Genomic DNA, 12,701 nt, shown 5'->3' with positions numbered 1-12,701 from the left:
ACAAAAGCGCGATTTGCGGGGACGGCGGCACCGGACGATAATGGCGCGGCCGCGCCGGTCCGGTTCCCCCGGGGCCGGGGCGCGGCACGAATACGCCAGTCGCCCCCCTTTCATGCCGCCCGATCAAGGTCTTCCCCAGCCCCAGCGCACCTGGGCCATCCTCACGGTTTTCTGCGGCCTGATCATGGCCGTGCTGGACGGCTCCATCGCCAATATCGCGCTGCCGTCCATCTCGCGGGCGCTCGATTCCGATCCCGCCCGGACCATCTGGGTCGTCAACGCCTACCAGCTCACGGTCACCGTCTGCCTGCTGCCGCTGTCGTCGCTGGGCGACATCCTCGGCTACAAGCGCGTGTACCGGGTCGGGCTGGCCACCTTCCTGGTCGGCTCGGTGCTCTGCGCACTGGCCACCAACCTGCCGATGCTGGTGGCGGCGCGGGTGCTGCAGGGCATTGGCGGCGCCGGCATCATGAGTGTGAACACCGCGCTGGTACGGTTCATCTACCCGCCGACCAAGCTCGGGCGCGGTATCGGGCTCAACGCGCTGGTCGTGGGGGTGACGATTGCGGTGGGCCCGTCGCTCGGCGCGCTGATCCTCGCCGTGGGCAGCTGGCCATGGCTGTTCGCCGTGAATATTCCCGTGGCGTTCGCCGCGCTGGCGATCTCGCGTACCGCGCTGCCGGAGACGCCCGCCCAGCCGCGCGAATTCGACTACCCCAGCGCCGTGCTGTCAGCCATCGTGTTCGGGATGTTTGTGCTGGGCGTGGACGCGCTCGGGCATGCCCCGCTGCGGCTGGCCGGCGCGGCGGGCCTGGTCGCGGCGATCGGGCTCGGCTGGCTGCTGGTGCGGCGCCAGCGCGGGCGCCTCGCGCCGCTCGTGCCGGTGGACCTGTTCGCCAGCCGGGCCTTCACGCTGGCGGTGGGCACGTCGTTCTGCTCGTTCATGACCCAGATGCTGGCGTTTGTGTCGCTGCCGTTCTATCTGGAATACCAGCTTGCACGCAGTCTCCAGGAGACCGGACTGCTGATCACGCCCTGGCCGCTGATGGTGGCCGCGATGGCGCTGGTATCGGGACGCCTCTCCGAGCGGTATCCGGCGTCGATCCTGGCCGGTGCCGGCCTGATCTGCCTGTCCGGCGGCCTGATCGGACTGGCCCTGCTCGGCAAGGATGCCTCCAGCCTCGACATCGCCTGGCGCACGGCGCTCTGCGGCATCGGCTTCGGGTTCTTCCAGTCGCCGAACAATCGCGCGATGATCACCGCCACGCCGCCCGAGCGCAGCGGCGGCGCGAGCGGCGCGCAAGCTACAACGCGACTGCTGGGACAGACCACCGGCACGGCCGTGGTGGCGCTGCTGTTCGGGCTCGATCCGACCGGCGCCGCGCGCGGCGCGCTGTGCGTGGCCGCGGCAGTCGCCGCCATCGGCGCCGCCATCAGCCTGAGCCGCCTGCGCAGCCAGGACGACGCGCGACCCGCGGTTGCCCGCCCGGAACCGCCGGAACCCGACGCGTAGGCGATAGCCTAGGGCCCCCGGCCGCCCTCACGATGGCGCGCCTGACCGTCAGGTTGATGGCGGGTCGGGCTGTCATCGTGCCGAAGGTCGGGCAGCATGATCTTGCCGTGCCCGCCGGCATCCTGCACGCGGTTGTGGTCGCCACGGATGCAGATCATCGTGCAGCCGGAGAGCGCCAGGAGGCATGCCGCGCACGCCCACCGGCTCCATCCCACCCACCACCTCCGCCGCCGCCGCAGTCTGGCCATGGCGCCTCGCCCCACATCAGGTAGCCCGAAACAAAAAGCCGGGTGGGCGTCATCCTGCCGATGACCCGCCACCCGGAACCGCTACCGGGTCTTCACCCGGCCGTCTTCCCGGTTTGTCAGACCGGTCCCATGTCGTACCAGACCTTGGCGTCGCCCTCCGCATGGGTGGTCGTCACGTCAGGATCGCCCGGCTCCTGATCGGCGCCCGCCCACCACTTGGCCTTGTACTGATGCAGCCCCTGGCCCTGGTAGTTGTTGGTCACGATGGCATCGCCCGGATAGCCCTCGGGACGCCACGTGCCCTCGTCGCCGCTACTGCCGCCGGCCAGCACCAGGAGTTCCACGGTATCCGAGTCCCGGTCGCCGCTGCCGCCCGCGCCAGTCACCGTCACCGTCACCTGGATGGTGGTGTCGCGGTCGACGATCGGCGCGTTCCCGGTCACGGAGATCGTGTCGGCGCCATCGAACGACAGGCCGTTCGCGTCCCACGCATACAGCAGCGGCGCGGGGCCGGTCGAGTCGACGGCCGACAGCGAAATCGGCGCGCCCGCCTCCACCTGCAAGCGACCCGTGATCTTGGCCACCACCCCGCCGGACGGCGTCTCGCCAGGCACCACGGAGAGGAAGATCGCGCTCTGGTCGGTCTGCGTGCCATCGTTCACGGTCAGCTTGACCCAGTAGTCGGTCTGCTCGTCCACCGACGGTGCCGTACCCTCCACCAGCTCCTCGGTACTCCCGGAGAACGGCAGGCCCGGCGCGTCCCAGAGGTAGGTCAGCGGATCGTTGTCGGGATCGAACGACGCTTCCCCGGAGAGCGCGAAGGGCGTGCCGGCCTCCAGCACCACCGAAATGCGCGACGTGGGCGGCGCTGCGGTGCGCGCCTTGACCTTCAGCGTCTGTGTCGCCGTGCTGGTGCGGTTGCTCCCGTCACGCACGGTCAGCGTGATGGTGTACGAACGGGCCACGGTGGGCAGCAGGCCGCCCACCGTCGACGTGGTCTTGTCGTCGATGAAGGTCAGGCCCGGCGCGCTCCAGCTGTACGTCAGGTCAGAGCCCACCGAACGCAGCGCCGTGAATTCCACGTCGTCGCCCTCGAACGCCTCCGTGGGGCCGTCGATCACCGCTACCGGCGCCCTGCCGCCGTCCTGCACGTTGATACCGGAGAAGTAGAACGGGTCCATGTCGACGACGCGCGTCTGCACGGGTGCGCCCAATCCCTCACGCGCGGCGTTGACCAGCACGCCGCTGTCCATGTCGATGGTCCACGTGAACAGGCCGCCGAGGTTGTGCTTGCGCACGTACTCGCCCTTGGCGTACACCGAGCGCGGGGTATCGACGGAGAGGAACAGGCCGCTCTCCGGGCTGTACAGATAGTCCGCGTCGGCCACCTCGTCCGTATAGACGTTGAAGCCGTTGATGCCGGTCTGGTGCTCCAGGTCGAGGTAGTTGTAGAGCAGGTCGAAGAATTCCGTGGTGCCCGACTCGAACGTGCCGGTGGTGGTGCCGGAGCCCGGGTTGTACGTACCCTGCAGCGGCGACCAGCTGTCGATCACGGCGTTGCGCCCGCTACGGCTGTAGGCGGCGAAGCCAATGTTGATATTGGTCGACGGCACGCCCTGTCCGAGCAGGTACTTCACGGCACGGTCAATGCTGTGGCCTTCGGGGTCCGCCGGATCGACATCGAACAAGTTCGAATGATGGGCGAGCTTGGGCGCCCACGGCGTGCCGAAGTAATCGTAGGTCATCAGGTTGATGCCTTCCACGCCCGACGCGATCATCCCCTTGATATCGGACGTCAGCAGCGTCGACATGGACGCGCCCGCGGCAATGCTGACCCGGATGCTTGGCAGGCGCTGCTTGAGTTCGCGCACCAGCGTCTGGAAGTTGCCAGCGTCCTCGGGGCCGTGCGGATTGCCGGCGCCCGCGTTGCCCGGATACTCCCAGTCCAGGTCGATCTCGGTGAACATCGGAAAACGCTGGACGATGAACGCCAGGCTGTCGATCAGCGTCTTGCGCTGGCTCGGATTCGCCGCCACTGCGTGGAACGCCTCGCTCATCGTCCAGCCGCCCAGACTGAGCGACAACTTCAGGTTGGGGTTCTTGTCCTTCAGCTTTTTCAGGCCGCCGAGCACGCCCTGGGCCTTGCTCTGGATGAAGAGATCCTGGTAGTCATTGCTGACCCAGCTGGTGAACCCCACGTTCAGGAACGACGCCACATCGCCCCAGGGATCAACGAAGGTGGCTTCGTGCAGCTTCTTGCCGAAATCCACGGCGGCGTTGTCGATCACGTACTGCTTCTCGCCCTTGTCGCCGACGATGCCGGCGAAGCCGATGATGATCTTGTCGTAGGCGGCCGCGTTCACCAGCATCATGTCCAGGCCGCGCCCGGCCGATGCATTGTTGAAGTTGCCCTCGAGGCGACCGTCGTACTGCGACCAATCCGTGAAATACCCAAACACCTTCCTGCCTTGGGGCACGGCCCCGTAGGTGTTGTAGACACGCTTGACCACGCGCGTCGCCGTGTACGAATAGTCCTCGGTCTCCGTGGCCGGATCGAACTTGTTTTGCTGGTAAGTGCGCTCCGTGGCACCTACCGATTGCGGCTTGGCGGGATCGCCAGGGTCGCCGTTGTACACCAGCGCACTGCCGGCGCGCCCGCCCTTCAATGCTTGCCTGCGGCCCTTGAAGCGCGACAGCGGCGTTTTCGGCGGCGCCTGCTCATCGGGAGCCCCATTCCGATATCCCGTGGATGCGAATCCTGTCCGCCCTTGCTGGCCCGGGGTGCTGTTGTCCGATACTTTTGCCATGACTATCTGTCCTTGCAGAATTGGATGAATGCCGCCGGTTCCCTTCGCGTTGACAAAACCCTCGCCAGGCGGCCATGCCATCTTTCTCTCGGGCCAGACTTAATGACATGGAATGGGGATGGAATATTCTGTGTCAGGATTAATCGCAGGCTATAAAAAAAATCGATGCGAAGAATCATGTTTCTACGCCAAAGAAATGGATGACGTGGATTTCCGGGAATCCATCCGGTTATGCACTGGCAGTTTTGAGTGTGCGGACGCACAAGGATGCCGGACCCGAATGGGTTATGATCGCCGCCATAAGCGGGAACGCGCGATGTTAGAGAGTTCGCGCGCGGCGCTGGGTTACGCCGCGTGGACAACGTGAATTCCTGAAAAGAATGACGACAACCATTGCGCGTCCGGCCGCATTGTTTCAACCCCGTGTGATATTGCGCGTGCCCGGTGCGATGGCGTCACCCGCTCGGGGCACATCGCCGCGAAAATATCTTCCATGGGAGCCGGTGAATCGCGCCCGTACGCTTGTCGTCCATCGCAGACGACATGAGGGTTGCGAAATGATCCGTAATGGCGATTCGGTATTTTTTGACTGGGACAATGACCGCGTGATTCGCGGCGGCGTGGAGACAACGATAACCGGCCAGCAAAAGCGATTGCTGCGGTTATTGGTAGAGGAAAAACCAGCGGTTAAGCCGAAGGATTATTTACTGAATGGCGTCTGGGGCAAGCGTGCCGAACTGGTGGACGAGCTTTACCTCGTGCAACTGGTCTACCGGCTGCGCAAGGCACTGAGCGCCGTCGGTCTGGACGGGCACATCGTGACCGTGCCGCGCGAGGGCTACCGTTTCATCCCGGTGCCGAACACCGTGCTGGCGCCCGATCCCGCCGGCCAGGCCCGTGCGGAACTCGAACAGGCGCGCGGCCTGGCGCATGTGCTGGCCCGGCTGGGCATGCCGCCCGCCACCCAGCCCTTGCCGGCCACGGAGGACGACCTCCATGTCGATGAGACACAGGGCGTCATTTCCTACGGCGGGGTGGTCGCCAAGGTCACGCGCTTTGAGTTACGCCTGCTGGCCGCCTTGATCGAGCACCGCGACACCGTGATGTCGCGGCAGCAGATTATCGAGGCGGTGTGGGGCGCCGAGGCGATGGTCGATGAGAATTGCCTCACGCAGCTGGTGTCGCGGTTGCGGCGGGCGTTGCACCCGCTCGGCCTCGACAACTGCGTGGCGGCGGTGCCCAAGGTGGGCTACCGCTTCCGCCAGCAGGGGTATGGCGGGGCGCGCCCGCCCGCCATGTAGCGCCGCGCCTTACTCCGCCTTGGCGCCCGAGTCCTTCACCACCTTGGCCCATTTGGCGATTTCGCTACGCTGGTACGTGGCCAGCGCCTCGGGCGTGCCGAGCACGGGATCGAGCCCCAGCGTCTTCAGCTTGGCCTGCACGTCGGGCAGCTTGAAGATGCGGTTCAGCTCGGTGTTGAGCTTGGCCACCACGTCCTTGGGCGTGTTGGCTGGCGCGAAGACGGCGAACCAGGACTCGGCCTCGTAGCCGGGCAGGCCCTGCTCGGCAATGGTGGGGATGTCCGGCGCGGACGGCGAGCGCTTGGCGCTGGTCACGCCGAGCGCGCGCAGCTTGCCCTCCTTCACCACCGGCAGCGCCGAGGGCAGGTTGTCAAACATCATGGGAATGTGTCCGCCCAGCAGGTCCGGGATGGCCATCGCCCGGCCCTTGTACGGCACGTGGGTGATCTTGACTTGCGCCATCGTGTTGAACAGTTCCCCGGCCACGTGCAGTGACGTGCCGACACCGGGCGTGCCGAACTGCAGCGCGCCGGGCTTGGACTTGGCCAGCGCAATCAGCTCCTGCACGTTCTTGGCCGGCACGGACGGATTGACCACCAGCACATTGGGCGTGGACGCCAGCAGGATCACCGGCGCGAAGTCCTTGACCATGTCGTACGGCATCTTGCTGTACAGCGCGCCGTTGATCGAGTGCGTGCCGACAGTGCCGAGCGCCAGCGTGTAGCCGTCCGGCGCCGCATGGGCCACGGCCTCGCCGCCGATGTTGCCGCCCGCGCCGGGCTTGTTGTCCACCACCACGGGCTGGCCCCACGACGGGGAGATCTTCTCGGAAAAAATCCGCGCGAGGATGTCCGGCGCGCCACCGCTCGGAAATCCCACCACCATGCGGATCGGCTTGTTCGGATAGTTCTGGGCCTGGGCCTGGGCCGCCCCCGGCACCGCGGAGAACGCCGCCGTCACTGCCACGCCCGCCATCGTGGCCATGGCGGCCATAAAGCGGCGGCGCGGGTATACACGTACTCGCATGAAGTTGTCTCCTGATTGTCTTGTCTTTTTTTGGGATGGGCGGCGATCTTCTGCCGCCTGTCATCTTATACGGCGATATTTCCGAATTCCTTAGACACCTGGTCGTGCAGGCGGCGCATGCCGCGCAGCCAGCGGTCGTAATCCTGGCCCTTGCGGCGGTAGTACTCGAGCACCTCCGGGTGCGGCAAAATCAGGAAACTCTCATTGGCCACGCCTTCGAGCGTCTTCTCGGCAACATGCTCCGGCGTGACGGAACCTGCCTGCAGGAAGCCCTTGCGCTCGCCGCCCTCGCCAAACAGCATTTTGGTCTGCACGCCCTGCGGGCAGATGCAGCTGACCCGGATGCCCTGCTCTCCATAGGTAATCGACAGCCATTCCGCAAAGCCGATGGCCGCGTGCTTGGTCACCGCATAGGGCGCCGAGCCGATCTGCGACAGCAAACCCGCCGCCGACACCGTGTTGACGAAGTAGCCCTCGCCGCGCTCGAGCATCTGCGGCAGTACCGCCTTGGCCGCGTGGATATGGGCCATGACGTTGATCTCCCAGATGCGCTGCCATTCGGCGTCAGTGGCGTCCAGCCCCTTGCGCAGGATGATGCCGGCGTTCGAGCAGAAGATGTCTACCTGACCAAAGCGCTCCGTGGCCGTATCGACAAGCCCCTGCACGGCGGCCGCATCGGCCACATCCACGCGCTGGGCGAAGATCTGGCAGTCGGGCGCCGCCGCCGCGGCCTCGGCGGCCACCTGGGCAGCGCCGGCGTGGTCGATGTCCGCCACGGCCACGCCGCGCGCGCCGGCCTGTGCGAACGCCAGCACCAGCGCCCGGCCGATGCCCGTGCCGCCGCCCGTCACGATGACGGTCTTGTTACGAATCTCCATGCTTGTCTCCTCTTGGTGTTCGAATGTTCGAGCGTTCGCGTGTTCGGTCGTCAGGCCGCCTGCCAGAGCCGTGCGGCCAGCGTATCGGCCAGTTCGCGGATGCGCGGGCCGAGATTGGTTTCGAGAATTTCGGGCGAAAGACGCGTGGACGCCCCGCCGATATTGATCGACAGTACCTCCGCGCCATCCTGCAGGCGCACCGGCGCGGCCACGCCGCTGACCGTGCGGTCCCACTCCGCATGGGCCAGGCAGAAGCCGCGCCGCGCGTGGTCGCGCAAGGCGCGATCCAGCTTGGCGCGCAGACCCGGCCAGCGCGGGCCGTGGTGCCGCTCCAGTTCCGCCAGCACCGCCGTGCGGCGTGCCGGGGCCAGCCCGGCCAGCCACGCACGCCCGATGGCGGACGTGGCCATGGGCAGCCGCGAGCCCGGCGTCAGGCGCATAACCAGCGCGCCGCGCGGCTGGCAGACTTCCAGGTACAGCATGTCGTGGCGGTCCGGGGCCGCCAGCGCCACGGTGCAGTCGGTCGCGAAGGCCAGCGACTGCATCAGCGGCTGGGCAATGTCACGGATGCCTGCGCCGGAAAGGTAACGCTGCCCGGGCAGCATCGCGCCCTGCCCGATGCGGTACTTCTCCTGTCCCTCCACATAGACCAGATAGCCGAGACTCGCCAGCGTGTAGGTCAGCCGCGACACCGTGGGGCGCGGAATGCCGGTCCGGCGCGACAGCTCCGCATTGCCGAGGAAATCGTCATTCGGGCCGAACGCGCGCAGCAGCTCCAGCCCGCGCGCCAGCGCCGTCACGAAATTGCGGTCCTCGCCGTCAGCGGGATGGGCCGCGTCGCCGGACAGGAGTCCGGCATCGGCCGGTTGCGGAATCGAGGTGGTGCGCTTCATGGCAGATTCATAACAGTTTCCGCGCGGCGGCACGCCCGCTATGCAGCGAAAACATGTGACCCGGAAACGGCGCTTATGACAACCGGACAGTCAACGCGACGTGTCTTATAGATAGCTTTTAGCTGAGTGAGTACGCGTTCAAAAGCCCTCACCCCTTCAAATTAGCCAGCAACTGTTCGGCCAGGAAATCGCATGGCGGGCGGGCGGAGCCGGCGCTTCGGGCGAGGATCACTTCGAGCGGCGGCAGTTCCGGCAGCCCTTCCGCCGCCCCGAGGGCATCTAGCTGCGCCGGGATGCTGCAACGGGCGAGCGGGGCGACGGCCAGGCCGGCGTCGACCATGCTGATCAGGCCAAGCAGGCTCGGGCTCTCGTAGGACATGCGAAACGGGATACCGGCCTGCTGCAGCGCGTGGATGGCGCTGGCGCGCCCCGCGCTGCCCTGCGGAAAGACGGCGATCGGCAATGGCCGCTCCTTCCAGATCTGGGTTGCCCCTCGCGCGGCCACCCAGTCCATCGGCTCATATCGGAGGAACTCGCCGCTCACGCCACGCGACCTGGTCATGCAGGCGAGGTCGAGCGTGTTGTCCTTCAGGAGGGGAACCAACGCGTGGCTGGGCATGCCGATGACGCGGATCTCCACGCGCGGATGGGCGGCTGCGAACTTGCGCAGGACGGAAGGCAGCAGGGACGACGCGTAGTCGTCCGGCACGCCAATCGTCACGCGGCCGCGAATCTCCGGCCGCACCACCGCCGACCAGGCCTCCTCGCGCAGGGCCAGCATCTGCCGGCCGTAGTCGGTGAGCATCCGGCCGTCGTCGGTCAGCGCGACGTTGCGGGTATTCCGCACGAACAGCGGCTTGCCCAGGACATCCTCGATCGCCTTGATCTGCATGCTGACGGCCGAGGGCGAGCGGTGCAGCGCCTCCGCCGCGCGAGCGAAGGAGCCCGCATCCGCCACGGCAACGATCATTTCCAGCACATCGAGGTCGAGCTTGCGCATGCGATTCAGATAATCTGATGAATCGCTTCAGTATATTCCGTTTTACTTAGGGATCGGTCCCCCCGACACTGTCTTCATCTCTCGGACGGTGGCAGACATGAAAGCAATGGTGGATTTCCTGGTGGTGGGCGGGCTGCTCGCCGTGACCCCGGGGCCGAACATGGTCTATGTGATGGCGCGCTCGATTTCGCAAGGCACCCGGGCGGGCCTGATCTCGCTGGCGGGCGTCATGCTCGGTTATCTCTCGTACATGTTCGGCGCGGCCTTTGGCATCAGCGCGCTGTTCCTGGCGATACCCGGCGCCGCGCGCCTGCTGACGCTGTTCGGCAGCGGCTATTTGCTCTACATGGCGTGGCGGATCCTGCGCCCCGGCGGCCGTTCCCCGCTCCAGGTGGCGCAGGCGGATGCGCAGCCGACACGCAGGCTGCTGGCGATGGGGGCCGTGACCAGCCTGCTCAACCCCAAGCTCGCCCTGGTCTTCATCTCCGTGCTGCCGCAATTCATCGACTACCAGGCCGGCGACGTGCTGAGGCAATCGCTCACGCTGGGATTGGCGCTCACGGCCGCCTTTGCCTCGGTGAATGCCTGCGTGGCGATTGCTTCGGGAAGTGCGGCCACGGCGATGGCCGGCCGTCCGGGCCTGCTCACCGCCCAGCGCTGGATCGTTGGCGTGTTGCTGGTTGGCCTGGGCGTGAAGCTGGGCGTCCAGGCCTGGTAGGCAGCCGCACTCAGCCCCTCATTCGAAATCCGACATCTCGTACAGCGGCCGGATTTCGATCTCGCTCGGCCCTGGCATGGGGTTGGGGCAGCGTTTCACCCAGGCGACGGCTTCGTCCATGTCCTTGACTTCCCAGAGCCAGAAGCCGGCCACCAGTTCACGGGTCTGGGCGAACGGTCCGTCGATGACCGTACGACCGGCACCATCGAACGCCACACGCCTGCCCTGCGACGAGGGCTTGAGGCCATCGGCCGCGCGCAGGATGCCGGCCTTTGCCAGCTCCTCGTTGAACCTGTGCATCGCCTCGAACATCTCGGTTTTGGGCAGGTCGCCCCTTTCGCTGTCTTCGGTCGCTTTCACCAACACCATGACACGCATCGTCTGTCTCCTTGTCTTTCGATTTCACGGCGCCACGGCCTGCCCGTGGCGCAGCCCATCTTCAGCCCGTGGCCGTGGTCTTCGTCGCTGCGCGCCGCGCAGGCGTCCTGGATGACGATGACCTGATAGTCCCGGTCATGCGCGTCGCGCGCGGTGGACTCCACCGACGTTGCGCAGCAGGTCTTGCGAACGCGCATGGGCTGCGGTGCCGCCGCAGGCAAGCTTGCCTTGGGCATCCACAATGTCATTGATCAGGTCGAGCACGAGCAAGGCGGTTCTCATGATGGCTCCCGTGCTCAGTCGTCGCTCTTGTACCGGGCGTCAAGCTCGTCGTAGAGCGGCTTCCTGACCAGGCGCTGGCGCTCGCTGAACGGTGCCACGATCGCGGGGTCCTCGTTCATCTGGCCGTTCGACTGCAACTGGCCCAGTGCCTGCTGCATGCCGCGTACCGCGCCCTGCAGCGCCGCGTTCGCGTAGAGGACCAGCCCGTAGCCGAGCCGCTGAAGCGCGTCTCGATCCTGAACGGGCGTCTTGCCGCCGATGACGATATTGATCAGCAACGGAATCTGGAAGAGTCCGGGCAGGCGCTCGATGTCGGGCAAGTCTTCAATCGCCTCGAGAAACAGGATATCGGCGCCCGCCTCCGCAAAGCGGTGCCCCCGGTCGATGGCGTCCTCGATGCCGTGCACCGCCGCAGCGTCCGTACGGGCGATGATCTGGAACGCGTCATCCTGCCGGGCGTCGGCCGCCGCGCGGATCTTGGCGACCATCTCGCTCGTGCTGACGACGTGCTTGCCCGCGAAATGCCCGCATTTCTTGGGCATCACCTGATCCTCGAGCTGGATCGCATCCGCCCCGGCGCGCTCGAGCGTACGCACCGCGTGCTGAACATTCAGTGCGTTGCCAAACCCTGTATCGGCATCGACGATCATCGGCAACGCCACGGCATCCCGGATGCGCGCGGTATGTTCGGCGATGTCGCTCAGGCCGATGAAGCCAAGGTCAGGCAGGCCGAATGACATGTTGGTGACGCCCGCGCCGGTCAGGTAGACCGCCTGGAAGCCCAGGTCCTCGATCACGCGCGCACTCATGGCGTTGAACGCGCCGGGCACCAGCAGCGCCTGTTTCGCCGCCACCTGTTTTCGGAATGCCTGTCGGCGGGAGGATGAAAGGGAGGTCATGGTGTCTCCGGTAGTGAGGTTCGATCGCCAGCCGGCAGATAGCGCTGCGACCACGCTTCAATCAGGTTCGCCGCGTAGGCCGCCGACGCCCGGTCCTGCAACAGATGATCGGCGCCATCGAGCGACACATAGCTCTTCGGCTGCGCCGCCGCGGTGAAGATATCGAGACCGTTCTGCACGCCCACGGTAATCGCATCACGGTATCACCGTTGGCGTTCAAGTCCCCGACGAATGCCAGTAAATGCCCTCCCCGCCACCTGCCTCCAACCCCAAAAAGTGACATTCATTTGAAATGTCTTTACTTTCAAACGGTCGCTTCGTATGGATTTGGTCACATCATTGACATATCAAGAAGACAGACTCCACGTCTCGCCCACCGGCACCCCACCTGAGTAGGGTGATCCTTGTCCATCAAGACATTGGCAGACAAAGGCGGCGTGGAATCCGTACGGAATGCGGGCGATTGCGACCCGATCCGTCACCTGAACTTCTCTGACCTAAAACCCATGACAACCACAAAACCTGTTCATTCGCGCATATACAGGCCGGTGCTCGGTGCCGGTGCACTGTGTCTGGCCCTGCTGTTGAGCGCCTGCGGCGGCGACGACAACAACACCCCGCCGCCCGCCCCGGGTGGCGGCGACGGTGGCAACGGCGGCCCCGGCACCACGCCCGCTGCCTGCACCACGGCGCACTGCGCGCCGGCTCCCTGACCGCTAACCCCGCGCCGCCCGCGCCCTCCCCATCCAACCGACACC

Annotated in this window: 13 protein-coding genes and 1 pseudogene; 4 read left to right on the top strand and 10 right to left on the bottom strand. The window is 66.1% G+C overall.

The window, feature by feature from the left end:
• The first annotated feature begins 112 nt into the window (after window positions 1–112).
• On the top strand, window positions 113–1,513 hold the full coding sequence (locus BM115_RS13420; RefSeq protein ID WP_092294562.1) for an MFS transporter: 1,401 nt from the start codon (window positions 113–115) through the stop codon (window positions 1,511–1,513).
• A gap of 364 nt (window positions 1,514–1,877) precedes the next feature.
• Here BM115_RS13420 and BM115_RS13415 read toward each other — a convergent pair whose 3' ends face one another.
• Window positions 1,878–4,568, bottom strand: coding sequence for a glycoside hydrolase family 18 protein (locus BM115_RS13415; protein WP_092294560.1), 2,691 nt, complete (start codon window positions 4,566–4,568; stop codon window positions 1,878–1,880).
• Between the two features lie 557 nt (window positions 4,569–5,125).
• On the opposite strand from BM115_RS13415, the gene BM115_RS13410 reads away from it, so the two are divergent.
• Window positions 5,126–5,869: a winged helix-turn-helix domain-containing protein gene (locus tag BM115_RS13410; RefSeq protein ID WP_177219913.1), complete on the top strand. Its 744-nt coding sequence runs from the start codon at window positions 5,126–5,128 to the stop codon at window positions 5,867–5,869.
• Window positions 5,870–5,878: 9 nt separating this feature from the next.
• Here BM115_RS13410 and BM115_RS13405 read toward each other — a convergent pair whose 3' ends face one another.
• The 4 genes from BM115_RS13405 to BM115_RS13390 all read right to left on the bottom strand — a co-directional run bounded on the left by BM115_RS13405 (window position 5,879) and on the right by BM115_RS13390 (window position 9,666).
• Window positions 5,879–6,853, bottom strand: a complete 975-nt coding sequence (locus tag BM115_RS13405) for a Bug family tripartite tricarboxylate transporter substrate binding protein (protein WP_369823434.1) — start codon at window positions 6,851–6,853, stop codon at window positions 5,879–5,881.
• A 107-nt stretch (window positions 6,854–6,960) separates the two neighbouring features.
• Entirely contained in the window at window positions 6,961–7,773 is an 813-nt protein-coding gene (locus BM115_RS13400; RefSeq protein ID WP_092294554.1) for an SDR family oxidoreductase, read from the bottom strand.
• A gap of 50 nt (window positions 7,774–7,823) precedes the next feature.
• Window positions 7,824–8,666 carry an IclR family transcriptional regulator gene (locus tag BM115_RS13395; protein ID WP_092294552.1) on the bottom strand — a complete coding sequence of 281 codons (843 nt, stop codon included), beginning with the start codon at window positions 8,664–8,666 and terminating at the stop codon, window positions 7,824–7,826.
• A gap of 148 nt (window positions 8,667–8,814) precedes the next feature.
• Complete coding sequence (locus BM115_RS13390) at window positions 8,815–9,666, bottom strand: LysR substrate-binding domain-containing protein (protein WP_092294550.1); 852 nt, start codon at window positions 9,664–9,666, stop codon at window positions 8,815–8,817.
• 97 nt (window positions 9,667–9,763) lie between these two features.
• On the opposite strand from BM115_RS13390, the gene BM115_RS13385 reads away from it, so the two are divergent.
• Window positions 9,764–10,384: a LysE family translocator gene (locus tag BM115_RS13385; protein ID WP_177219912.1), complete on the top strand. Its 621-nt coding sequence runs from the start codon at window positions 9,764–9,766 to the stop codon at window positions 10,382–10,384.
• 24 nt (window positions 10,385–10,408) lie between these two features.
• Here BM115_RS13385 and BM115_RS13380 read toward each other — a convergent pair.
• The 5 genes and pseudogenes from BM115_RS13380 to BM115_RS13365 all read right to left on the bottom strand — a co-directional run.
• Window positions 10,409–10,762, bottom strand: a pseudogene (locus BM115_RS13380) (YciI family protein); the annotation flags it as partial.
• Window positions 10,741–10,959, bottom strand: coding sequence for an isochorismatase family protein (locus tag BM115_RS13375; RefSeq protein WP_255370833.1), 219 nt, complete (start codon window positions 10,957–10,959; stop codon window positions 10,741–10,743). The pseudogene BM115_RS13380 and the gene BM115_RS13375, both read right to left, overlap by 22 nt.
• Window positions 10,898–11,044: a hypothetical protein gene (locus tag BM115_RS27475; protein ID WP_255370838.1), complete on the bottom strand. Its 147-nt coding sequence runs from the start codon at window positions 11,042–11,044 to the stop codon at window positions 10,898–10,900. The genes BM115_RS13375 and BM115_RS27475 overlap by 62 nt, the downstream gene beginning before the upstream one ends.
• Window positions 11,045–11,058: 14 nt before the next feature.
• A complete protein-coding gene (locus BM115_RS13370) occupies window positions 11,059–11,943 on the bottom strand; it encodes an isocitrate lyase/PEP mutase family protein (RefSeq protein WP_092294542.1) in 885 nt (294 codons plus the stop codon).
• The gene (locus BM115_RS13365) at window positions 11,940–12,128 is read right to left on the bottom strand and encodes a hypothetical protein (protein WP_177219911.1); all 189 of its coding nucleotides are present in this window, start codon (window positions 12,126–12,128) and stop codon (window positions 11,940–11,942) included. The genes BM115_RS13370 and BM115_RS13365 overlap by 4 nt, the downstream gene beginning before the upstream one ends.
• A gap of 219 nt (window positions 12,129–12,347) precedes the next feature.
• Here BM115_RS13365 and BM115_RS27100 point away from each other — a divergent pair, with 219 nt between their 5' ends.
• Entirely contained in the window at window positions 12,348–12,656 is a 309-nt protein-coding gene (locus BM115_RS27100; protein ID WP_143093891.1) for a hypothetical protein, read from the top strand.
• The last annotated feature ends 45 nt before the right edge of the window (window positions 12,657–12,701 follow it).

Source organism: Cupriavidus sp. OV096, from assembly GCF_900115455.1.
Taxonomy (GTDB): Bacteria; Pseudomonadota; Gammaproteobacteria; order Burkholderiales; family Burkholderiaceae; genus Cupriavidus.
The sequence above is the reverse complement of the archived record's forward strand: the minus strand, read 5'-3'. Positions and strand labels throughout refer to the sequence as shown.

Coding starts and splice junctions, on each gene's coding strand:
- BM115_RS13415 (WP_092294560.1), bottom strand. CDS start 4,568: ATGGCAAAAGTATCGGACAACAGCACCCCGGGCCAGCAAGGGCGGACA.
- BM115_RS13395 (WP_092294552.1), bottom strand. CDS start 8,666: ATGAAGCGCACCACCTCGATTCCGCAACCGGCCGATGCCGGACTCCTG.
- BM115_RS13420 (WP_092294562.1), top strand. CDS start 113: ATGCCGCCCGATCAAGGTCTTCCCCAGCCCCAGCGCACCTGGGCCATC.
- BM115_RS13375 (WP_255370833.1), bottom strand. CDS start 10,959: ATGCGCGTTCGCAAGACCTGCTGCGCAACGTCGGTGGAGTCCACCGCG.
- BM115_RS13400 (WP_092294554.1), bottom strand. CDS start 7,773: ATGGAGATTCGTAACAAGACCGTCATCGTGACGGGCGGCGGCACGGGC.
- BM115_RS27475 (WP_255370838.1), bottom strand. CDS start 11,044: ATGAGAACCGCCTTGCTCGTGCTCGACCTGATCAATGACATTGTGGAT.
- BM115_RS13405 (WP_369823434.1), bottom strand. CDS start 6,853: ATGGCCACGATGGCGGGCGTGGCAGTGACGGCGGCGTTCTCCGCGGTG.
- BM115_RS13385 (WP_177219912.1), top strand. CDS start 9,764: ATGAAAGCAATGGTGGATTTCCTGGTGGTGGGCGGGCTGCTCGCCGTG.
- BM115_RS13370 (WP_092294542.1), bottom strand. CDS start 11,943: ATGACCTCCCTTTCATCCTCCCGCCGACAGGCATTCCGAAAACAGGTG.
- BM115_RS13390 (WP_092294550.1), bottom strand. CDS start 9,666: ATGCGCAAGCTCGACCTCGATGTGCTGGAAATGATCGTTGCCGTGGCG.
- BM115_RS13410 (WP_177219913.1), top strand. CDS start 5,126: ATGATCCGTAATGGCGATTCGGTATTTTTTGACTGGGACAATGACCGC.